General features: G+C 68.4%; 19 protein-coding genes, 1 tRNA gene and 1 riboswitch. Of the genes, 9 read left to right on the top strand and 11 right to left on the bottom strand.

The window, feature by feature from the left end; all coding sequences use genetic code 11:
* Positions 1-150 precede the first annotated feature (150 nt).
* Entirely contained in the window at positions 151-708 is a 558-nt protein-coding gene (locus F6X38_RS21070; RefSeq protein WP_150973293.1) for a GcrA family cell cycle regulator, read from the bottom strand.
* 416 nt (positions 709-1,124) lie between these two features.
* Between F6X38_RS21070 and F6X38_RS21065 the strand changes: the two genes are divergently transcribed.
* Genes F6X38_RS21065 through F6X38_RS21055 form a run of 3 tightly spaced genes read left to right on the top strand, consistent with a single transcriptional unit; the run spans position 1,125 to position 4,295 of the window.
* Positions 1,125-2,336 carry an aspartate aminotransferase family protein gene (locus F6X38_RS21065; RefSeq protein WP_150973291.1) on the top strand — a complete coding sequence of 404 codons (1,212 nt, stop codon included), beginning with the start codon at positions 1,125-1,127 and terminating at the stop codon, positions 2,334-2,336.
* Between the two features lie 11 nt (positions 2,337-2,347).
* Entirely contained in the window at positions 2,348-3,283 is a 936-nt protein-coding gene (gene argF / locus F6X38_RS21060) for an ornithine carbamoyltransferase (protein ID WP_150973289.1), read from the top strand.
* On the top strand, positions 3,276-4,295 hold the full coding sequence (locus F6X38_RS21055) for an Hsp33 family molecular chaperone (protein ID WP_150973287.1): 1,020 nt from the start codon (positions 3,276-3,278) through the stop codon (positions 4,293-4,295). The genes argF and F6X38_RS21055 overlap by 8 nt, the downstream gene beginning before the upstream one ends.
* A 65-nt stretch (positions 4,296-4,360) precedes the next feature.
* On the opposite strand, the gene F6X38_RS21050 is transcribed toward F6X38_RS21055, so the two are convergent.
* The 3 genes from F6X38_RS21050 to F6X38_RS21040 are packed head-to-tail and all read right to left on the bottom strand — an operon-like array spanning position 4,361 to position 6,614.
* The gene (locus tag F6X38_RS21050) at positions 4,361-4,981 is read right to left on the bottom strand and encodes a chloramphenicol phosphotransferase CPT family protein (RefSeq protein WP_150973285.1); all 621 of its coding nucleotides are present in this window, start codon (positions 4,979-4,981) and stop codon (positions 4,361-4,363) included.
* A 19-nt stretch (positions 4,982-5,000) separates the two neighbouring features.
* Entirely contained in the window at positions 5,001-5,393 is a 393-nt protein-coding gene (gene apaG, locus F6X38_RS21045; protein WP_150973309.1) for a Co2+/Mg2+ efflux protein ApaG, read from the bottom strand.
* 30 nt (positions 5,394-5,423) lie between these two features.
* Positions 5,424-6,614: an O-succinylhomoserine sulfhydrylase gene (locus tag F6X38_RS21040; protein WP_425482902.1), complete on the bottom strand. Its 1,191-nt coding sequence runs from the start codon at positions 6,612-6,614 to the stop codon at positions 5,424-5,426.
* 100 nt (positions 6,615-6,714) lie between these two features.
* Positions 6,715-6,792, bottom strand: a riboswitch (SAM riboswitch).
* Positions 6,793-6,867: 75 nt separating this feature from the next.
* Here F6X38_RS21040 and F6X38_RS21035 point away from each other — a divergent pair.
* Positions 6,868-7,962, top strand: coding sequence for a 2'-deoxycytidine 5'-triphosphate deaminase (locus tag F6X38_RS21035; RefSeq protein WP_150973281.1), 1,095 nt, complete (start codon positions 6,868-6,870; stop codon positions 7,960-7,962).
* 56 nt (positions 7,963-8,018) lie between these two features.
* Positions 8,019-8,093, top strand: a tRNA-Gly gene (locus F6X38_RS21030).
* A gap of 25 nt (positions 8,094-8,118) precedes the next feature.
* Here the strand turns inward: F6X38_RS21030 and F6X38_RS21025 are convergent.
* Both F6X38_RS21025 and F6X38_RS21020 read right to left on the bottom strand, forming a co-directional pair.
* Positions 8,119-8,367: a hypothetical protein gene (locus F6X38_RS21025; RefSeq protein ID WP_150973279.1), complete on the bottom strand. Its 249-nt coding sequence runs from the start codon at positions 8,365-8,367 to the stop codon at positions 8,119-8,121.
* Between the two features lie 178 nt (positions 8,368-8,545).
* Complete coding sequence (locus tag F6X38_RS21020) at positions 8,546-10,549, bottom strand: glycosyltransferase family 2 protein (protein ID WP_161992863.1); 2,004 nt, start codon at positions 10,547-10,549, stop codon at positions 8,546-8,548.
* Between the two features lie 148 nt (positions 10,550-10,697).
* On the opposite strand from F6X38_RS21020, the gene F6X38_RS21015 reads away from it, so the two are divergent.
* Both F6X38_RS21015 and F6X38_RS21010 read left to right on the top strand, forming a co-directional pair.
* Positions 10,698-11,504 carry a transporter substrate-binding domain-containing protein gene (locus F6X38_RS21015; RefSeq protein ID WP_246191469.1) on the top strand — a complete coding sequence of 269 codons (807 nt, stop codon included), beginning with the start codon at positions 10,698-10,700 and terminating at the stop codon, positions 11,502-11,504.
* Positions 11,505-11,617: 113 nt separating this feature from the next.
* The gene (locus F6X38_RS21010) at positions 11,618-13,264 is read left to right on the top strand and encodes a lysine--tRNA ligase (protein ID WP_150973272.1); all 1,647 of its coding nucleotides are present in this window, start codon (positions 11,618-11,620) and stop codon (positions 13,262-13,264) included.
* 9 nt (positions 13,265-13,273) lie between these two features.
* On the opposite strand, the gene F6X38_RS21005 is transcribed toward F6X38_RS21010, so the two are convergent.
* Positions 13,274-14,035: a thermonuclease family protein gene (locus tag F6X38_RS21005; protein WP_150973270.1), complete on the bottom strand. Its 762-nt coding sequence runs from the start codon at positions 14,033-14,035 to the stop codon at positions 13,274-13,276.
* A gap of 1 nt (position 14,036) precedes the next feature.
* A complete protein-coding gene (locus F6X38_RS21000) occupies positions 14,037-14,705 on the bottom strand; it encodes a LexA family transcriptional regulator (RefSeq protein ID WP_150973268.1) in 669 nt (222 codons plus the stop codon).
* A 189-nt stretch (positions 14,706-14,894) separates the two neighbouring features.
* Here F6X38_RS21000 and F6X38_RS20995 point away from each other — a divergent pair, with 189 nt between their 5' ends.
* Positions 14,895-15,944, top strand: coding sequence for a YihY/virulence factor BrkB family protein (locus F6X38_RS20995; RefSeq protein ID WP_150973265.1), 1,050 nt, complete (start codon positions 14,895-14,897; stop codon positions 15,942-15,944).
* A 2-nt stretch (positions 15,945-15,946) separates the two neighbouring features.
* Here F6X38_RS20995 and F6X38_RS20990 read toward each other — a convergent pair whose 3' ends face one another.
* On the bottom strand, positions 15,947-18,145 hold the full coding sequence (locus F6X38_RS20990; RefSeq protein WP_150973263.1) for an FAD-dependent oxidoreductase: 2,199 nt from the start codon (positions 18,143-18,145) through the stop codon (positions 15,947-15,949).
* A gap of 146 nt (positions 18,146-18,291) precedes the next feature.
* Between F6X38_RS20990 and F6X38_RS20985 the strand changes: the two genes are divergently transcribed.
* Positions 18,292-19,077, top strand: coding sequence for an EAL domain-containing protein (locus tag F6X38_RS20985; protein ID WP_484573198.1), 786 nt, complete (start codon positions 18,292-18,294; stop codon positions 19,075-19,077).
* A gap of 21 nt (positions 19,078-19,098) precedes the next feature.
* Here the strand turns inward: F6X38_RS20985 and F6X38_RS20980 are convergent, their stop codons facing one another.
* Positions 19,099-20,307 carry an acetyl-CoA C-acetyltransferase gene (locus tag F6X38_RS20980; protein WP_150973261.1) on the bottom strand — a complete coding sequence of 403 codons (1,209 nt, stop codon included), beginning with the start codon at positions 20,305-20,307 and terminating at the stop codon, positions 19,099-19,101.
* Positions 20,304-20,744: a GFA family protein gene (locus F6X38_RS20975; protein ID WP_150973259.1), complete on the bottom strand. Its 441-nt coding sequence runs from the start codon at positions 20,742-20,744 to the stop codon at positions 20,304-20,306. Before F6X38_RS20975 ends, F6X38_RS20980 begins: the two co-directional genes overlap by 4 nt.
* Between the last annotated feature and the right edge of the window lie 3 nt (positions 20,745-20,747).

Genomic DNA, 20,747 nt, shown 5'->3' with positions numbered 1-20,747 from the left:
GGGCGCCGAAGGCAGGCCGCATTGACGAGTAGCATACGTCGGAAGGCTCTGCCTTCGGCGCCCGCCGCTCTCGAAGCGGCACGAACCACCCGCACAACCCGGCCACCACGGCGTGGGACCGCGAAACCGCGTCCTGCGAAACCGGCTGGTTCAGCGAAGCCGGCGGCGCTCCGAGCTCGGCTGGAAGGCGATCCGGGCGTGGTACTGGCAGTAGGGCGAGGACTCGTCGGAATGGTTGCCGCAGAAGCGGAAGTCCGGCGACAGCGGGTCGCCGAGCGGCCACTTGCAGGTGCGCTCCGTCAGTTGTACGAGCGTCAGGTTGCGGGCGATCGGCACGACCTCGCCGGACGGACGCCGCGGATCGACGGGAACCTCGGGCGCCAAGTCCGGCAGGTCGGGCTCCTCGAGCTTGAAGGCCGTCGCGGCATTCATGCCGGCCGCGACGCGCGGCACGCTGCGCATGGCGGCATGGATCTGCACGATCTGCGCGCCGGCGACCTCGACCTCCGTCTCGATCTCGACCGTCTCCTCGCGGACGATCTCCGCGCCGCCGAGCGTCTTTACCCGGGTTTCCAGCTTGAGCCGGTGCACCTTGCCGATCACCGCGTTGCGGGTTACGCCGCCGAGCTGGCCCGCGATCTGGCTGGCACTGAGACCGTCGCCCCACAGCTTGGTCAACAGTTCGACGCGCTCGTCGGTCCAGCTCATGCAACGCTCCTGTCTTGCGGCGAGGCCGGGCAAACGCAGTCACATCTTGCCGCCTCAGCGCGGGCAAGGGCACAACATCTACGTTTGAACTAGGTCCGCCACACGAAGTCTAGTATTTCGCAAACGCTACTCCATCGATCGACTCCGTGACAAGCGCCGCGAGTGAAAGCCGAAAACGAAAGTCCTCTTTTCCCCAAGCTTGTCCCGGCCCGCCCGCGCCCCGCGAGCGCCCGGAATTCCGCGCCCGCGTTGACAAGCGGAAGCCCCGGCATGGTATAGCTTCGGGCGCGTAAGCGCTTATCTTCGGCCTTCAGTGAAGCCTGCCACATGGCAGGCTTTCGGTGTTTGAAGGGCCGATCGCAACCGCTGCCGTCCGGCAACACCGCCCCGTTCCCAGGAGATCGAAAGCTTTCGCCATGTCCTCATCGCCCGTGTCCTCGCCGATCTACGGAACCTTCGCGAGAGCCGACGTGCGCTTCGAGCGAGGCGAGGGAGTCTGGCTGATCGCTGACGACGGGCGCCGCTACGTCGACTTCGCCGGCGGCATCGCGGTGAACTCGCTCGGCCACGCCCATCCGCATCTCGTGGAAGCGCTGAAGGCCCAGGCCGAGAAGCTCTGGCATGTCTCGAACCTCTACGAGATCCCCGGCCAGACGCGTCTCGCAGAGCGGCTCACCGAGGCGACCTTCGCCGACCGCGCCTTCTTCACCAATTCCGGCGCCGAGGCGCTGGAATGCGCCATCAAGACCGCCCGCCGCTACCAGTACGTCAACGGCCATCCGGAGCGGTTCCGCATCGTCACCTTCGAGGGTGCGTTCCACGGGCGCACGCTTGCCACCATCGCGGCCGGCGGCCAGCCGAAATATCTCGAGGGCTTCGGCCCGAAGGTCGAAGGGTTCGACCAGGTGCAGTTCGGCGATGAGGCGGCGTTGCGCGCCGCGATCGGGCCGGAGACCGCCGCGATCCTGATCGAGCCGATCCAGGGCGAGGGCGGCATCCGGGTCGTTACCGCCCAGTTCCTCCGCATGCTGCGCGAGCTTTGCGACGCGGAAGGGCTGCTGCTCGTCCTCGACGAGGTGCAGACCGGCGTCGGCCGCACCGGCCGCTTCTTCGCGCACGAGTGGGCCGGGATCACGCCCGACATCATGGCCGTGGCGAAGGGCATCGGCGGCGGCTTCCCGCTCGGCGTCTGCCTCGCGACGGAGGAGGCGGCCGCCGGCATGACGCCCGGCACCCACGGCACGACCTATGGCGGCAACCCGCTCGCCATGGCGGTCGGCAACGCCGTGCTCGACGTGATGCTGGCCGACGGCTTCCTCGACAACGTCCGCGACCGCTCGCTGCAGATCAAGCAGTCGCTCGCCGGCATGCTCGACCGCTATCCCGATGTCGTGTCCGACATCCGTGGCGAAGGCCTGCTGCTCGGCGTGAAGACCGTCGGCCCGAACGCTGCGCTGATCGGCGAGGGGCGGAAGGCAGGCGTCCTCACCGCGCCGGCCGGCGACAACGTCGTGCGCCTCCTGCCGCCGCTGAACATCACGGCGGACGAGGTGCGCGAGGGCATGGAGCGCATGGAGACGGCGATGGCCGGCGTTTCCGCGACCGCGCCCGCGCTCAAGTCGGCCTGAGGATGCGCGCCATGACCGCGAACCCATCGCCGAAGCACTTCCTCGACATCGCCGCGCTGCCCGGCGCGGAGCTCAGCCACATCCTCGCCGATGCCGTGCGCCGCAAGGGGCAGGGGCGGGCGGGGGGCGTCAAGCCGCTCGCCGGCCGCGTTCTCGCGATGATCTTCGACAAGCCCTCGACGCGCACGCGCGTCTCCTTCGACGTCGCGATGCGCCAGCTCGGCGGCGAGACGCTGTTCCTGTCCGGCACCGAGATGCAGCTCGGTCGGGCGGAGACCATAGCCGACACCGCGCGCGTCCTGTCGCGCTACGTCGACGCGATCATGATCCGCACGACGACGCACGACCGCCTGATGGAGATGGCGGAATACGCTACCGTGCCGGTGATCAACGGCCTCACCGACGACACGCATCCCTGCCAGATCATGGCGGACCTGATGACCTTCGAGGAGAAGCGAGGGTCCGTGCGCGGCAAGACCATCGCCTGGTCTGGCGACGGCAACAACGTGCTGAACTCCTTCATCGAGGCGACGAGCCGCTTCGGCTTCCAGCTTCGCATCGCCACCCCGGAAGGCTCGGAAGCCGACTTGGGGCGCATCGCGAAGGCGAGGGAGCAGGGCGCGGCGATCCACGTCACCACCGATCCGGTGGAGGCGGTGCGCGGGGCCGATTGCGTCGTCACCGACACCTGGGTGTCGATGGGCGCGGAGGACCGGGCGCGCGGCCACAACGTCTTCGCGCCCTATCAGGTCAACGCGCGGCTGATGGCCGAGGCGAAGCCGGACGCCCTCTTCATGCACTGCCTGCCGGCGCATCGCGGCGAGGAGGTGACGGACGAGGTGATCGACGGGCCGCAGTCCGTGGTCTTCGACGAGGCGGAGAACCGCCTTCATGCACAGAAGTCGATCCTCGCCTGGGTGTTCGACGAGACGGGCAAGCATGTCTGAACGCGGCAACCTCGAAGGCACCGGGCCGGGCGGCCATCTCGGCGAGTTCGGCTTCGCGGGCGACGATGCGGTCGTGCCCTTCGCGGTGGAAGGGCTCGACGCGCGCGGCCGCGCCGTCCAGCTCGGGCCGATGCTGGACTCGATCCTCGCGCGGCACGACTACCCGCCGGCGGTGGCGAAGCTTCTCGCCGAGATGATCGTGCTGACGGCGCTGCTCGGCGCATCGCTGAAGTTCGAGGGCAAGTTCATCGCGCAGGCGCAGACCGACGGGCCGGTCGACCTCCTCGTCGTGGACTTGACGACGCCGTCGAGCGTCCGCGCCTATGCCCGCTTCGACGAGGAGCGGCTGGCGGCGGCGACACGCGACGGCCGCACGAGTTCGGCCGATCTCCTCGGGGCCGGCATCCTGGCGCTGACGGTCGACCAGGGCGAGCACACGCAGCGCTACCAGGGCATCGTCGAGTTGAACGGCGCCAGCCTGGAGGAGGTGGCCGAGAGCTACTTCCGCCAGTCGGAGCAGATCCCGACGACGGTGCGCCTTGCGGTCGCGACCATCTCGCGTCGCGCCGAGGGCGGGGGGTTCCGCGAGGGCTGGCGCGCCGGCGGCCTCATCGCGCAGTTCCTGCCCGAGGCACCGGAGCGCATGCGCCTGCCGGACCTGCCCGGCGGCGACGCGCCGGAGGGTGCGGAGGAGGACAGCTTCGAGTTCGACGACGCCTGGACCGAGGTGAAGTCGCTGGTCGCGACGATCCATCCGTCCGAGCTCGCCGACCCGGAGGTCGGGGTCGAGCGCCTGCTGTTCCGGCTGTTCCACGAAAGGGGCGTCCGCGTCTTCGAGGCGACGCCGATGCTGGACGACTGCTCCTGCTCGCGCGAGCGGATCAAGGGCGTCCTGTCGAGCTTCACGGCGGAAGAGATCGACGAGTCGGTCGAGGACGGCCGGATCGACGTCACCTGCGAGTTCTGCGGCCAGCACTACAGCTTCGCGCCGGACGAGATCGAGCGGGACTGAGAGACCGGGACAAGACCATTCGGCGGGGGATCGCCGGACCGATCCGGAGGGCATTGTCGCGGTCTCTAAACCGCCAAACGCTCGAAGGCAGTCGGGCCGCCCGGCGGATCGGCAAGCAGCGCCGCGATCGCCTCGGCGCATTCGGCCGGTGTCTGACGGGCAGTGTCGAGTTCGAGATCGTAGATGCCCGGGTCGTGCACCGCCTCCTGCCAGAGCGCGACGGGCAGCGGCACGTCGCCGTCCTCGCCCGCGAGATAGGGCTCGCCGAGTGTGGCGGAGGCGCGACGCCGCTCCATGATCGTCTCGATCGGGCAGCGGACGCCGACGAGGAAAGCCGGCAGGCCGGTGAGCCGCCGGGCGCAGGCGGGAAGGATGCCGAGCGGGCGCGAGTGCCGGTCGTGGTGCCCGAGATCGGCGACGACGTCGAAGCCGAGCCGGCTATGGGCGGCGATCGATTCGTAGAGCGCCGTGAAGAGCGCGGGGAGCCGCGCCTCGACGTCCGGGCGTTCGCCGCCGGGGCGAAGCCCGATACCCGGCAGCAGGGCCGGCGGTGTCATATGGCGGACGGAGATATCCACGCCGAGCGCGATCCAAGTACCTTCGGGGCGCTCCCGAATGGCGGCCGCGATCGTCGACTTGCCGGATCGAGGCGCCCCATTCAGCACCACGATCCGACCGGGCCTCACTTTGGGAAATCCGCCTTGCTCAATTCAGCACCCGTGTCTCCGCCGGCAGGTCCAGCGAGAAGGCCGGGACCGCGACTTCGAAGCTCGTGCCGTCCTGCCGCTCCATGCGGTAGGCGCCTTCCATGAAGCCGGACGGCGTCGGCAGCGGGCAGCCGGAGGTGTAGGTGAAGCTGTCGCCCGGCGGCAGCAACGGCTGCTCGCCGACGACGCCCGGCCCGCGGACTTCCTCGACGTGACCACGGGCGTCGGTGATGCGCCAGTGCCGCGAGCGGAGCTGAACGGTGTCCTCGCCGCCGTTCTCGATCGCGATCGTATAGGCCCAGACCCAGCGTCCGCCGTCGGGGTCGGATTGCGCTTCCAGAAATGTCGGCGTCACGCTGACGGTGATGCCGTGCGTCGTCGCCTTGAACATGGCTCGCAACCCTTGCCCTTCGCCGAGCGGCTAGATCGCCGCGAGAGCCGTCTCGACGTCGTCGAGAAGGTCCGCGGTGTCCTCGATACCGGCCGAAAGACGCAGCATCCCGTCCGTGATGCCGAGTTCCGCTCGCACCTCGGACGTGAGGTTCTTGTGCGTCGTCGTCGCCGGATGGGTGATCAAGCTCTTGGCGTCGCCGAGGTTGTTCGAGATCTTGATCACTTCCAGGGCGTTGGAGAAGCGGAAGGCCGCCTCCTTGCCGCCGTCGAGCTCGAAGGCGAGAAGCGTCGAGCCGCCCGTCATCTGCTTGGCGATGACGGCGGCGTCCGGATGGTCGGCGCGGCCGGGATAGAGTACGCGTCCCACCTTGTCCGATCCGGCCAGATGGTCGGCAAGCCGCGCGGCGTTCGCGGTCTGCTTCTCGACCCGGAGCGGCAGCGTCTCCAGCCCCTTCAACAGCGTCCAGGCATTGAACGGCGAGAGCGACGGGCCGGTGTGGCGGAAGAACTCGTGGAGATTCCGGTCGATCCAGTCCTGGTTCGAGAGGATGACGCCGCCGAGACAGCGCCCCTGGCCGTCGATGTGCTTGGTGGCCGAATAGATCACCACGTCCGCGCCGAGTTCCAGCGGCTTCTGCAGCATCGGAGTGGCGAAGACGTTGTCCACCACCAGCGTCGCGCCGGCGGCATGGGCGATCTCGGCGACGGCCGCGATGTCGATCACTTCCAGCGTCGGGTTGGTCGGCGTCTCCATGAAGAAGACGCGCGTCTCGGGCCGCACCGCGGCGCGCCATTGGTCGAGGTCGCGTCCGTCGACGAAGGTCGAGGTGACGCCGGCGCGACCAAGCACCGTCTCGATCACGTAGCGACAGGAGCCGAACAGCGCCCGCGAGGACAGGATGTGGTCGCCCGCCCGCACCTGGCACTGCAGCGCGGCCGCCACCGCCGCCATGCCGGACGCGGTGGCTCGGGCGTCCTCCGCGCCTTCCAGCGCGATCATCCGCTCCTCGAACATCCGCGTCGTCGGGTTGCCGTAGCGCGAATAGATGAAGCCCGGCTCGTCGCCCTTGAAGCGCGCCTCGGCGGCTTCCGCGCTGGGGTAGACGAAGCCTTGCGTCAGGAACAGCGCTTCCGAGGTCTCGCCGAAGCCGGAGCGCATCGTGCCGCCGTGCACCATCCGCGTGGCGGGCCGGAGGCTGCGGGGGTCGTTCTTCTTCAGCATCGGATTCTCCTCGGCGCTGGCGTCCGCCGGAAGGCGGAAATCGGCACTTTCGGCCGGCATTCGCGGCTCGCCGCAAAGCCGACGGAAGAGCTTGGCCAAGCTTTCCGGAACGGCCCTTTAGCGAGTTGTTTAACGTGGCTGCAAGCCGGCCGGCCAAATCACCACGGGTAACGGTGGGAATCCATAAGCCTGCGGTGGACAGCCGTCAATTCCACCCGTAAGCGAATCGCGAGCGTGGAGTCGATGTGGAATGGCGGAAGAACGGGGCGGCATCCTGCCGGATCGCGCGATCGCCGCGTTCTTCGCGGACGGGGCGATCCTGTCCGATCGTCCGCCGGACGACGGGCAGATCCAGCCGGCCAGCCTCGACCTCCGCCTGGGCACGAGCGCCTACCGCATCCGCGCCAGCTTCCTTCCCGGCCGGGACGTGCCGGTGGCGGAGAAGCTCCGGCGCTTCCAGCTCCATGTCGTCGACATCACGGAAGGGGCCGTGCTGGAGACGAACTGCGTCTATCTCGTGCCGCTGATGGAGCGGCTGCGGCTGCCGCCGGGCGTTTCCGCCGCCGCCAATCCGAAGTCCTCCACCGGGCGGCTCGACATCTTCACGCGGCTGCTCGCGGACGGCACGCAGGAGTTCGACAAGATTCCGGCCGGCTACGACGGGCCGCTCTACATCGAGATATCTCCGCGGACCTTCCCGGTGGTGGTCCGCGCCGGCTCGCGCCTCAACCAGATCCGGTTTCGCGAAGACTCGGGCGCGGCGCTGCCGGAGCCGGAACTGCGCGCGCTCCATGCGGCGGAAGCCCTAGTCGATCGCCCGGACCCGAACATCTCGAACGGCGGCGTGGCGCTGTCGATCGACCTTCTCGGCGATGCTTCCGGCCTCGTCGGCTACCGCGGCAAGCGGCATACCGGGGTCGTCGACGTCGACAAGCGCGCGGCCCATCCGGTGCTCGACTTCTGGGAGCCGCTGCGCTTGTCGCGGCCGGGCGAGCTCGTGCTCGATCCGGACGAATTTTACATCCTCGTGTCCGGCGAAGCGGTCCACGTACCGCCGACCCATGCCGCCGAGATGACGCCGTTCGACCCGCTGGTCGGGGAATTCCGCGTCCATTACGCCGGCTTCTTCGATCCGGGCTTCGGCCACTCGAAGGCCGGCGGCACGGGCAGCCGCGCGGTGCTGGAGGTGCGCAGCCACGAGGTGCCCTTCATCCTCGAACACGGGCAGATCGTCGGCCGGCTCGTCTATGAACGGATGGCCGGCCTGCCGGACAAGCTCTACGGCACCAGCCTCGCGTCCAACTATCAGGCGCAGGGGCTGAAGCTGTCGAAGCATTTCGTCTGAGCCGTGCGAAACCGCTTGACGGTCGGGCCCGCGCTTGCGAGTTTCGGCCTCGCGGCGCGGGCGTAGTTCAGAGGTAGAACGTCAGCTTCCCAAGCTGAATGTCGTGGGTTCGATTCCCATCGCCCGCTCCAATCCATCAGGCGAATTTCCTGCCGGTCAGCACTTGAGTCGGACGGCGTAATCCATGTCGGACGGTCCGAGGCCCGGCATCGTCGTCTTGAGCGCCGTTTCGCTGACGATCTTGCCGTTCGGGCACTTGTCGCCGAGATAGGCGACGGCGAGCTTCTGCCGGTCCACCGGATTGGCCATGTCGACGCCGAGCGGCTTCAGATTCCGCAGGATCACCGAATAGTCGTAGGCCGGGTCCGTCGAGGGCGACGAGGAAATCGCGTTGTACTGCTGCATGGTGCGGAGCTGTTCGTCCGTGCTGACGCAGGCCGACAGCGACAGGAGCGCCGCCCCCCCCCAGGCAGATGGTCCCGCTGTATTTGCGACCGGTGACGGGCATGCGCGAATCCGAACTCAAGATCGACACGGACAGAAGCAGACGCCCGCGTCCAAGTCGAGGCTGCTCCGCCGCCTCTCACCGTTCGAGCAACGGCACCGCCGCGCCGATGCTCGGTATGGTGTCGGGCCGCCGCTGCCGTTCGTCGGCCCTTACTCGCCGCGCCGCCTCGCCATGCGGCGTCTTTTCCCAAAGCTGCGGCGCTCGCCACAACTGGTACAGCGCGCGAAGCGTCGCGAGGCTGACCAGCAACCAGTAGGCCGGCAACGTCCAGATCTCGCGCAGGATGCCTGTTCGTCCGCTTCGGCGGGAGCACAGGGTCGCCAGCGTGGCGTAGGTGCCGAAGCCCGCGACGAGCACGAGGCCGTCGAGCGCGAGCAGCAGCCCCTGCGTCCGGCCGAGCCAGCCATGGACGAGCAGGCCGCCGAGATCGCGCAGCAGGAGGGCGAGCACGACGGTGTTGAGTGCGCTCGACAGCAGCATGCCGGCGAAGAGAAGCTGGAACACGCAGAAGTCCCGGATGCCCAGCTCGCGCATCAGCGTCGCGGGCTTTCGCATGTGGATCAGCCAGGTCTGCGCATAGCCCTTCATCCAGCGCGTGCGCTGATTGCGCCAGTCGCGCCAGCGCAGCGGCGCTTCCTCGCAGGTCGGCGAGGCGATCGTCCCTGTCCGGTAACCGTGGCGGGAGAAGCGCATGCCGAGGTCGGCATCCTCCGTGACGTTGTGGCTGTCCCAACCGCCGACCGCAACGAGAGCCTCGCGCCGGAAATGGTTCGACGTGCCGCCGAGGGGCAGCGGCATGCGCCGTTCGGCAAGCCAGGGCAGAAGGCCGAAGAACAGCGCCGCGTATTCGAGCGCGAAATGCGCCGGCAGCCAGCCCTTCGTCCCGTTCGTCACGACGAGCGGCGCCTGCACGCAGGCAAGGCTCGCATCCGCCGCGCGGAACGCAGCCCAAGCGGTCAGAAGCTGGTCCGGCGACGGCTTGTCCTCGGCGTCGAACAGGGCGACGAACTCGCCGGTCGCGAGGGGTAGGGTGAAGTTCAGCGCCTTCGGCTTCGTCCGCGGATGGGAGGGCGGCACCTCTTCCAATCGAAAGCATGGACGCCCCCGGATCGCCTCGCGGACGACCGCGACCGTCGCCGCGTCGTCCGCCTCGCAGATTAGGAGAATCTGAAGCTTCGAGCGCGGCCAGCGGAGCATGTCGAGCGCTTCGACGAGCGTGCCGACCGTGTCGGGCCCCTCGTTTCGCAAGGCGACGAGGACGCTGTAGGTCGGATGGCGCTCCTGGCACGCCGCGACATGGATCAGTTCCCGCCGTCCACCCGAGGTTCGCAGCAGGTCGATCGCCGCGCCGAAACGCAAGGCGATGCAGCCGAGATAAAGCAGAAGCGTCGCCAGATGCGCGGCGACGCCGCCCCACCATGTGAACAATACGAGGGCGAGCATTCCAGTCAGCACGAGTGCCGCGACGAAGCCTTGCGAGCCGGTGACGGTGAGCCGCGCGGACAGGTCCAGCCGATCGCGCGACAGGCTGAGGCGGGCGAGGTCGGAGCGCTCCGCCCGTGTGGCTTCAGCCCTGGCGGTGTCGAGTTCCCGCAGGCTCGCGACCTCGGTCTGGCGGGCGAGGAACGGCTTCGCGGTTAGGAAATCGACCACGGGGACGAGGTCTTCGAGCCGGGGCGCGATCAGAACGCGCGGGGTCGGTTCCGCGGTGCGCAGGATGCGGCGCGAGCCGGCCAAGCCGACTTCCGCGATCGCCGGCGGAGGGGCGTCGGGCCGCCGCAACCGGAGCGTTTCGGCGACTGTGTCCGCGAGAAGCGCTTCGTCGATCAGCCCTGCCGCGACGAGTTCCGCCGCGCTGTCGGTGCCGTTCACGGCCGCGGCGTAGCGGGCCGCCGCATATTGCACCTGGTCCACGCCAAGACACGCCAGCACATCCGCCAACGGGTCGGCGGCGACCCGATCGGTTGCAGGAATCGAAAGCACCTCGATGGTGTCGTCGTCCCGCTTGCCGTTCGAAGCGTTCGGCCCGTATGGAAGCGCGATGGAAGGAAGACCCGTGGCATGATCCTGCTCGCGCATGCGTATCGACACCATCGCATCGCGCGGCTGCCGAATTCGGCCTCCACGCCCCCGTGCGCACCTTCCGGGAAGAATGCTACCGCAGATAGAAACCGGTGCCTGAAGTTAACGAATGGTTAATCTCGCGAAGGTTGTATCAGTAGCCGTCTTGCTACTTTGTCTTCCCTCCGTCGCCCGAAGCGACGAGGTCCCGACACCGAACTTCTGGGACCAGCGCCAGCGCCTCGGCAGGCCGGAGGTCAACGAACGGCCCCGCATCCGCTTTCTCACGAGCGTCGATTATCCTCCTTTCAACTTCCTCGACGGCAGCGGCCGGCTGACCGGCTTCAACGTCGATCTCGTCCGCATGCTCTGCGCCGAGCTCGACGCCCTCGACCGCTGCCAGATCGAGGCGAAGCCGTTCGACCAGCTCGTCCCAGCACTGCTGCGCGGCGAGGCCGACGCCATCGCGGCCGGCGTCGCGGTGACGCCGGAAAGCCGGCGCGACCTCGCCTTCACGCAAAGCTACTTCCGCTATCCCGCCCGCTTCGTCGTGCGCCGCGACGCGCCGCTGGCCGAGCCGGTCGGCGACCGCGTCGCCGGGCTCCGCGTCGGCGTCGTGCGCGGCAGCGCCCACGCAGCGATGCTGTCCGCCTTCTTCCCGAAGGCCGTGAAGGTGGAGTTCGACGGCCGGGACGTCGCTCTCGAAGCACTGAAGCGGAAGGAAGTGGCGGCGGTCTTCGGGGAAGGGGTGTCCCTATCCTTCTGGCTGGACAGCGACGCCGCGAAGGAGTGCTGTGCCTTCGCGGGCGGCCCCTACCTGTCCGAGCGCTTCCTTGGCGAGGGGCTGGCGGTCGCGGTGGCGAGGAAGGATCGGGACCTGGCGCAGGCGCTCGACTACGCGCTCGGGCAGGTCGTCGCCAAGAAGGGCTTTTCCGAGCTGATGCTGCGGTACTTCCCGACGAGCGCGTTCTGAGAACCGAGGCGGTTGACGCTCTCGGACGCGAAACATAGACCCCACGCATGAGGCGGCCGCGCAGCCCGGCGCGGCGCCCGACCTTTCGTACCTGCCGCGGGATCGCAGCCGTCATGTCCGAACCCTTGCACGTTACCGAAGCCGAGATCGCCGAAGCAGCGACCTCGGGCGCCTGGCCGTTCGAGGAAGCCCGCAAGATCCTCGCCCGGTTGCAGGGCGACACGCGCGAGGTGCTGTTCGAGACCGGCTACGGCCCGTCCGGCCTGCCGCATATCGGCACGTTTGGCGAGGTGGCGCGCACCTCCATGGTGCGCCACGCCTTCCGCGTCCTGACCGGCGACAAGCTGCCGACGCGGCTGATCTGCTTCTCCGACGACATGGACGGCATGCGGAAGATCCCGGACAACGTGCCGAACCGCGCCATGCTGGAGCCGCATCTCCACAAGCCGCTGTCTGTGGTGCCGAACCCGTTCGGCGGCGAGTTCCCAAGCTTCGCGCACCACAACAACGCGATGCTGCGTCGCTTCCTCGACACGTTCGGCTTCGACTACGAGTTCGCCAGCGCGACGGACTACTACAAGTCCGGCCGCTTCGACGCGACGCTGCGTCTCGCCGCCGAGCGCTACGACGACATCATGGCCGTCATGCTGCCGACGCTGGGCGCGGAGCGGCAGGCGACCTACAGCCCGTTCCTGCCGATCTCGCCGAAGACCGGCCGCGTCCTCTACGTGCCGATGCGCCATGTCGATGCCGAGGCCGGCACCGTGACCTTCCTCGACGAGGATGGGGAAGAGACGACGCTACCCGTCACCGGCGGCGCGGTGAAGCTGCAGTGGAAGCCGGACTTCGGCATGCGCTGGGCGGCGCTCGGCGTCGACTTCGAGATGTTCGGCAAGGACCACCAGACGAACGCCATCGTCTACGACCGCATCTGCGCGATCCTCGGCGGCACGCCGCCGGAGCACTTCGTCTACGAACTGTTCCTCGACGAACAGGGGCAGAAGATCTCGAAGTCGAAGGGCAACGGCATCTCGATCGAGGACTGGCTGGCCTACGCCTCGCCGGAAAGCCTCGCGCTCTACATGTTCCACAAGCCGCGCGCGGCGAAGCGCCTGCATTTCGACGTCATCCCGAAGGCGGTCGACGACTATTACGGCTTCGTCGCCGCGCAAGGTCGGCAGGATCTGAAGCAGCGGATGCAGAACCCGGTTTGGCACATCCACGGCGGCACGCCGCCGACGGAACCGGCCAAGGTGCCGTTCGCGATGCTCCTGAACCTCGTCTCGGCCTCGAACGCCGGCGGCAAGGGCTCGCTCTGGGGCTACATCAGCCGCTACGCGCCGGGCTCCTCGCCGGAAACCGACCCGGACCTCGACCGGCTCGTCGGCTACGCTTTACGCTATTTCAAGGATTTCGTGGAGCCTTCCAAGCGCTTCCGCGCGCCGGATGATGTGGAGCGCGAAGCGCTTCACGAACTGGATGAGAAGCTGGCGGGACTGCCGGCGGGGGCGGACGCCGAGGCGATCCAGGACGCGATCCTCGACGTGGCGCGGCCGATCGAGCGGTATCAGGATCGCTCGAAGACCGGCCCGAACGGCGGTCCGGGTGTCTCCGGCACCTGGTTCCAGGCGCTGTACCAAACGTTGATCGGGCAGGAGCGGGGACCGCGCTTCGGCTCCTTCGTCTCGCTCTACGGCATCGACGAGACGCGCTCGCTGATCCGTAAGGCGCTGGCGGGGGAACTCGCGCAGGCCGCCTGAAGGCGGGCTTCAGTCCTCCATGCGGTGCTCGGCCCAGATGCCGAGCTTGGCGGCCTTCGCCTTCGCTTCCGCCTGCACGTAGTCGCTGCCGGGCGCGGCTTCGGCGAAGCCGTTCTCGACCAGCCAGCCGCCGATATCCGTGCCGGACAGATCGCACCGGGCCTCGACCTCGCCGGCGTCGTCGCCGAAGCCCTTCGGCACGTTGCAGGAGATCGAGCGCGCGCGCAGCCAGGAGCGGAAACGCGTGCGCGCCTCGACGCCGCAGAACCAGCCGCGCGGTCCCGCCTCGCCGCAGCGCCGCGACAGCGGCGCGGCCTCGATGCCTTCCAGATGCACCTTGCCGCGCCGGATCAGGATCGTCGCGGTGTCGAGCACGACCGGCCGCGCCAGCAGTTCCGCTTCGGCTCCGGCGGGAGGCGTGGCCGCCGGCAGCGGCGCGGGCGCGGCAGGTGGCGCCGCTGGCGCAACAGCGGCGGTCTGGGCGACGTCCGGGGAGCCGCCAGTTTCAGCAGGGGCGGGATTGTCGACCGGGGCGGCGGGCGTTTCGACCGCAGCTTCTGCCGGCGACCGGCCTTCTGCTGCCTCCCGCGCTTCCGCCGCCGTGCGCATCCGCTCCCAGCGCGCGTTCATGGCGGAGGCGATGTCGGCTTGCCGCGGCACGAGATAGACGAACACGAGCGCGATCGCGACGAGGCCGAGCACTGTCGCCGCCGTTCCCTGCAGGCGCTCGCGCGCCGCTTCGAGCCGCGTTCCAACCGGCAGGCCGCCCACCCTACTGGCTGGCCCAGAGGATTCGCGCGATCCATTCGATCTCCTCGATCCGGAAATGCCGGTCCGGGAAATCCTTGTTGATCGAGGCGAGCTCGACCGTCTTCGAGGTCTGCCGCTGCAGAATCTTCGCCATCACTTCCCCATCGCGCGTCTTCACCACGACGCGGTCGCCGCGGCGCACCGTCTCGCCGCGCGACACGATGATGACGTCGCCGTCGCGGTAGAGGGGGAGCATCGAATCGCCGGAAACCTCCAGCGCGTAGGTCGATCCGTCGGCGGCGGGCTGGGGCGGTGCGATCTCGTCCCAGCCCTGGCCGGCCGGAAAGCCGGCATCGTCGAAATAGCCGCCGCCGCCGGCCTGCGCGAAGCCGATCAGCGGGATGGAAATGCTCGGCACGAGGCGTCCGGGAAAGGCGGCGCGCAGCGCCCCGCCGCGCATCAGCGACATGAAGTCGTCGAAGCTCGAATTGGTGGCGTCGATGATCTTCGCGATCGATTCGGTCGAGGGCCAGCGCGGCCGCCCGTCGCCCGCCCGCCGCTTCGACTTGTTGAAGGTCGTCGGGTCGAGCCCCGCGCGCCGCGCCAGGCCGGAAGCCGTCAGCTTGTTGCGTTCGGCCAAGCCGTCGATCGCGGCCCAGATCTGTTCATGCGAGAACGTATCTGCCGCCATGAGTCCGAGCGTCCGAAAAGGAATAAAGTCCTCTTATTCCCTTACGACCGCGGGCTTCGTTTGTCCAGCAAAACGCGCCGTCCGCAAGGGGCCAGCGCTTTCCGGGGGATAGACGCCGCAGGCCGGGAACCGGTGCGCGAAATATGGCATTATCGTGGGGGCCGGCTGCGGGCGACCGGAGGATGTTGCATGAGCTTGCGTTTTGGCGAGAGCACGGCCGACGAGATGCGTCGGCGCGCGAGCGAGCCGGGACGGGGGAGGGATGCGAGCGGGCCGTTCGGCATCCCGTTGAAAGGCTGGCGCGACATCGGGCTCAGGCTCTACCGGTCGTTCTTCGAGGACCGGGTGATGCTGATCGCGGCTGGCGCGACCTTCTACCTCCTCCTGGCGCTGTTCCCGGCCTTCGCCGTCTTCGTCTCGTTCTACGGTTTCGTCGCCGATCCCCACTCCATCGCCGAGCACATCGCCTTCATCGGCCAGTTCCTGCCGCAGGCGGGCACGGAACTCTTGCAGGGGCAGTTGGAGCGGCTGGTCGCGCAGGACACGGGCACGCTCTCGACGACTTTCGTGATCGGCCTGCTCATCGCGCTCTGGAGTGCCAACAACGGCATCAAGACGCTGTTCGAGGCGATGAACATCGCCTATGGCGAGTTCGAGAAGCGCAACTTCTTCGTGCTGAACCTCGTCGCCTTCGGTTTCACCCTCGGCGCGGTGGTGATCGCCATCCTCCTGATCGTGTCGGTGGGCGTGGTGCCGGCCGTGATGGCCGTTCTCGGCCTGTCGAGCGTTTCCGACGGTATCATCGCCGCGATGCGCTGGCCGGTGATGTTCGCGCTCGTCGTCGGCGCGATCGCGATGATCTACCGCTTCGGCCCGAGCCGGAACCCGGCGCGCTGGAGCTGGGTGCTGTTCGGCGCGGTACTGACCTCGGTGGTCTGGATCGTCACCTCGATCGCCTTTTCCTGGTACCTGCAGAACCTCGCCAACTACAACGCCACCTACGGCACGGTCGGCGGCGTGATCGGCTTCATGATCTGGGTGTGGATCTCCTCGATCATCTTCATCATCGGTGCCGAGATCAACGCCGAGATGGAGCACCAGACGGCGCTCGACACGACCGACGAGCCGGCAAAGCCGCTCGGCTCGCGCGGCGCGCGCGTCGCCGACACGATCGGCAAATCCAGCGCCGCCGCCACCGCGAAGGCGAAGGCCACCTTCGCGAAGTTCCGGCACGGGTAGGGTCAGGCGGCCGTCGCTGGCGCGAAGCGACGATAGAACGTGTCGCCCGTCTCCGCCATCTCGCGGAGAAGCGGCGTCGGCTGAAAGCGTTCGCCGTGTTTCGCCGCCAGACCCTCGCAGAGGGTGACGAAGCGCTTCGCGCCCATGCCGTCGATGTAGGAGATGGTGCCGCCGGTATAGGGCGCGTAGCCAAAGCCGAGGATCGAGCCGACATCCGCCTCGCGCGGATCGGTGACGACGCCTTCCTCCATGGTCCGCGCCGCTTCCAGCGCCATGGTCGCGAGGAAGCGGTGCTTCAGCTCGGCGAAATCCACATCGTTGGCCGGCTTCTGCGGGAACAGCGCCTTCAGATCCGGCCACAGATGCTTCTTCGCGGGCTTCGGCGGATAGTCGTAGAAGCCCTTGCCGCTCTTGCGACCGAGCCGCCCGAACTCCTCCACCATCCGGTCGACCAGTTGGAGATGCTTCGGATCGACCGAGCCTTCGCCGGCATCGCGGACGGTCGCCCGCATGATGCGCTGCGACAGGTCGATCGCCACCTCGTCGTTGAGCGCCAACGGCCCGACCGGCATGCCGGCCGCCTTCGCGGCGTTCTCGATCATCGCCGGCGGCACGCCCTCCGCCAGCATTTCGTAGGCCTCGTTGATGTAGCGAAAGACGCAGCGGTTGGCGAAGAAGCCGCGCGTGTCGTTGACGACGATCGGCGTCTTCCGGATCGCCTTGACGAAGTCGAGCGCCGTCGCCAGCGCCCGTTCGCCCGTCCGCTTGCCGAGGATCACTTCGGTCAGCATCATCCGGTCGACCGGCGAGAAGAAATGGATGCCGACGAAGCGCTCGGGGTCCGGGAACGCCTCCGCCAGATCGGTGATCGGGATGGTGGAGGTGTTCGAGGCGAAGATCGCGTCCGGCCGCATCGCGCCGGCGGCCTTGCGCGTCGCCTCCGCCTTCACGTCGCGGTCCTCGAACACCGCCTCGATGACGAGATCGGCATCAGCGAGGCCATCGAACTCGGGCGTGGCCGTGATCAGCGCCAGCAGCGCCTCCGTCTCGTCCGGCTTGGCGCGGCCCTTCGCGACCAGGCCCTCCATCACCTGCCGGCTGTGCGCCTTGCCCTTGTCGGCGGCGGCCTGATCGCGGTCGATCAGCACGACTTCCAGCCCGGCTTTCGCCGCGACGTAGGCGATACCGGCGCCCATGAAGCCCGCGCCGATGACGCCGATCTTGCGGATGCTCGTTGCAGGAACGCTCTGCGGGCGGCGCGCACCCTTGTTCAGGTCCTGCATCGAGACGAACAGCGACCGGATCATCATCGCCGCTTCGGTGGTCTGCAGCACGTTCGCGAACCAGCGCTGCTCGACCTTGAGCCCAAGGTCGATCGGCAGTTGCAGCCCTTCGTAGACGCACTTCACGATGGCGCGCGCGCCGGGATAGTTGTCGTAGGTCTCCTTGCGATAGAGCGAGGCGACCGCCGGCCACACCTGCGCGCCGGCCGCCGAATAGACCGGGCCGAACGGCAGCCTGAAGCCCTTCTGGTCCCACTGTTTCACCGGCGACAGGCCGGCGCGCAGCATCGCCTTCGCTCGTCCGACCAGTTCGTCCGGCTCCACGACCTCGTCGACGAGCTTCATCGCCTTGGCCTTCGCTGGCGACAGCGTCTCGCCCTTCAGCAGCATCTGGAGCGCGCTTTGCGTATCGGTCATGCGCGGCACGCGCTGCGTGCCGCCGGCGCCGGGAAAGATTCCGACCTTCACCTCCGGTAGCGCCAGTTTGGCGGCGGTGGAGACGACGCGGCCGTGGCAGGCGAGCGCGAGTTCGAAGGCGCCGCCCATGCAGACGCCGTTGACCGCCGCGACGAACGGCTTCCCGCAGGTCTCCAGCTTCCGGTAGAGCCAGGACATCCGTCCCGCCCGCTCGAACAGTTCGGCGACCGCGCCCTCGCGGTCCGTAGCGAGCCTCGCCTCGTAGGCGTCGAACAGGCCGCGGATCATCTTCAGGTCCGCGCCGCCCGAAAAGCCGCTCGCCTTGCCGGACGCGATCACCGCGCCCTTGATCGCCGCATCGGCCACCACGGCGTCGACGATCGCGTCGATCTCGTCCATCACCTCCATGGTGAAGACGTTCATCGAGCGTCCCGGCATGTCCCAGGTGACGAGGGCTATGCCGTCGGCGTCGGTTTCGAGAACGAAGTTCACGTATCCCATCACGACCTTCCGGGTTCGAAGCCAGCAAACGAGAAAGCCCGGACGCCCCACACCTTTCCGGCGCGAACGGGGCGGCGGCCTTCAGTGTTTCGAAAAGGTTTCCAGCCACACTCCCGGTAGTTGTTTCTCGTCCGGGAGCGTGAAGAGTGGGGACGCCGTGCGAAGGGTGCCGATCCGGCACCGAACTCGCCTTCGACTTCTCGATGGCGTTCCAGCCGATCGTCGACGTCGCCAGCGGCAAGCCGTGGGGCTACGAGGCCCTGGTTCGCGGGCTGAACGGCGAGGGCGCGGGCGCGATCCTGTCGCAGGTGACGCCCGAGCAGAAGTACCGTTTCGACCAGGCCTGCCGGGTGAAGGCGATCGAGCTCGCTTCCCGGCTCTTCCCGGCGGAGGAGATGCGGCGGCTGTCGATCAACTTCCTGCCGAACGCGGTCTACGAGCCGGCGGCCTGCCTCAGGGCGACGCTGGCCGCGGCCAGGACCCATCGCTTTCCGCTGACCTCGGTCATGTTCGAGTTCACGGAGAACGAGGAGATCGTCGATACCGGGCACCTGAAGAAGATCATTACCGAATACCGCCGCCACGGCTTCGTCACCGCGCTCGACGATTTCGGCGCGGGCTATGCCGGTCTCGCTCTCCTCGCCGATTTCCAGCCCGACCTGATCAAGCTGGATATGCACCTGATCCGCGGCATCGAAGGGAGCCGGCCGCGCCAGATCATCGTCGCCTCGATCGCCGCCGCCGCGCGCGAGATGGGCATCATGGTGCTGGCCGAGGGCGTCGAGACCTGGAACGAGCTGCATGTCCTCCGGGCGGCCGGCATCGCGCTGATGCAGGGCTACTACTTCGCCCGTCCCGAATTCGAGCGCCTGCCGGCGCTGGTCGGCTCGATCGACCTGCCGCAGCCGACCCACCAAGCGGCCTTCGCCTGAGGTTGAGGGCCGCACGGCCGCTCAGACCCGCTCGATCACCGTCGCCGTGCCCATGCCGGCGCCGATGCAGAGCGTGACGAGCGCGACCGTCTTGTCCTGCCGCTCCAGCTCGTCGAGCACGGTGCCGAGGATCATCGCGCCGGTCGCCCCCAGCGGATGGCCCATCGCGATCGCCCCGCCGTTGACGTTGATCCGGTCGGCCGGGATGTCGAACGCCTGCCGGTAGCGCAGCACCACGGCCGCGAAGGCCTCGTTCAGCTCGAAGAGGTCGATGTCGGCGAGGCGCATGCCGGCACGTTCGAGGAGCTTCTTCGTCACGTCCACCGGGCCGGTCAGCATCAGCGCGGGGTCCGAGCCGACGTTGGCGAAGGCGCGGATGCGCGCGCGGGGCTTCCTACCCAGCGTCTCGCCGCCCCGCTTCGAGCCGACCAGCACCGCGCCCGCGCCGTCAACGATGCCGGAGGAGTTGCCGGCGTGGTGGACATGGGCGACCGCCTCGATCTCCGGATGCGCCTGGATCGCCACCGCATCGTAGCCGCCCATCTCGCCGTGCATGGCGAAGGACGGGTTCAGCGCGCCCAGCGCCTGCATGTCCGTTCCGGGCCGCATGTGCTCGTCGCGGTCGAGGATCACGAGGCCGTTCTGGTCGCGCACCGGCACGACGGATTTGGCGAAGCGCCCTTCGCTCCACGCCGCGGCGGCGCGCTGCTGCGATTCCACCGCATAGGCGTCGACGTCGTCGCGCGAGAAACCGTACTTCGTCGCGATGAGATCGGCGGAAACGCCCTGCGGCATGAAGTAGGACGGGATGCCGACCGACGGGTCCATGAACCAGGCGCCGCCGGCCGTTCCCATGCCGACGCGCGACATGGATTCGACCCCGCCCGCGATCACGATGTCGTCGCTGCCATGCGCCACCTTCGCTGCCGCGAGGTTCACCGCGTCGAGGCCGGAGGCACAGAAGCGCGAGATCTGCAGGCCCGGGGCGGCGAAGTCGTAGCCGGCCTCGAAGGCGCTCGCCCGCGGGATCACCGCGCCGGCCTCGCCGACCGGATCGACGCAGCCGAAGATGATGTCGTCGACCTTGGCCGTCGGGATGCCGTTCCGCTCGCGCAGCGCCTCCAGCATGCGCGCGCCGAGCCTGACGGCCGGCACCTCGTGCAGCGCGCCGTCCTGCTTGCCGCGCCCGCGAGGCGTGCGGACGTGGTCGTAGATATATGCCTCGGTCATGGCGTTCCCCCGGGCAGGCGATGCTGGAAATTCTCGGCGCCGTCCGGCATCGGCTCGGACGCTTCGCCCGGCGACGCGACGGCGTCCGCGAACCACGACGCGCGTCCCTCGATGCCGTTGTGGTGGATCGGCCGAATCGCGTCCGGGTCGTCGAGGCTGGCGAGAGTGACGCTGACCGTACTCTTCGGCAGGTGGCGATAGGTGAGGGTGGTTCCGCAATCCGGACAGAAGTCCCGCTCGGCGACGCTCGACGAGCGGAACGGCTTCGGCTGCGCGCCGAGCCAGCGCACCTTGCCCGCGTCGAACTGCGCGAAGCCGGAGACGAGGCCGCCGGATGCCCGCTGGCACATCCGGCATTCGCAGATGTCCGACTGGTTCGGCTCGCCGCTCGCCTCGTAGCGTACCCGGCCGCACTGGCACCCGCCCGTATAGGTCATCGC

Origin of the sequence: Plantimonas leprariae (genome assembly GCF_008802405.1) — a bacterium.
In the GTDB taxonomy this organism is placed as follows: domain Bacteria; phylum Pseudomonadota; class Alphaproteobacteria; order Rhizobiales; family Rhizobiaceae; genus Plantimonas; species Plantimonas leprariae.
This window is presented reverse-complemented; position numbering and strand designations above follow the sequence as displayed.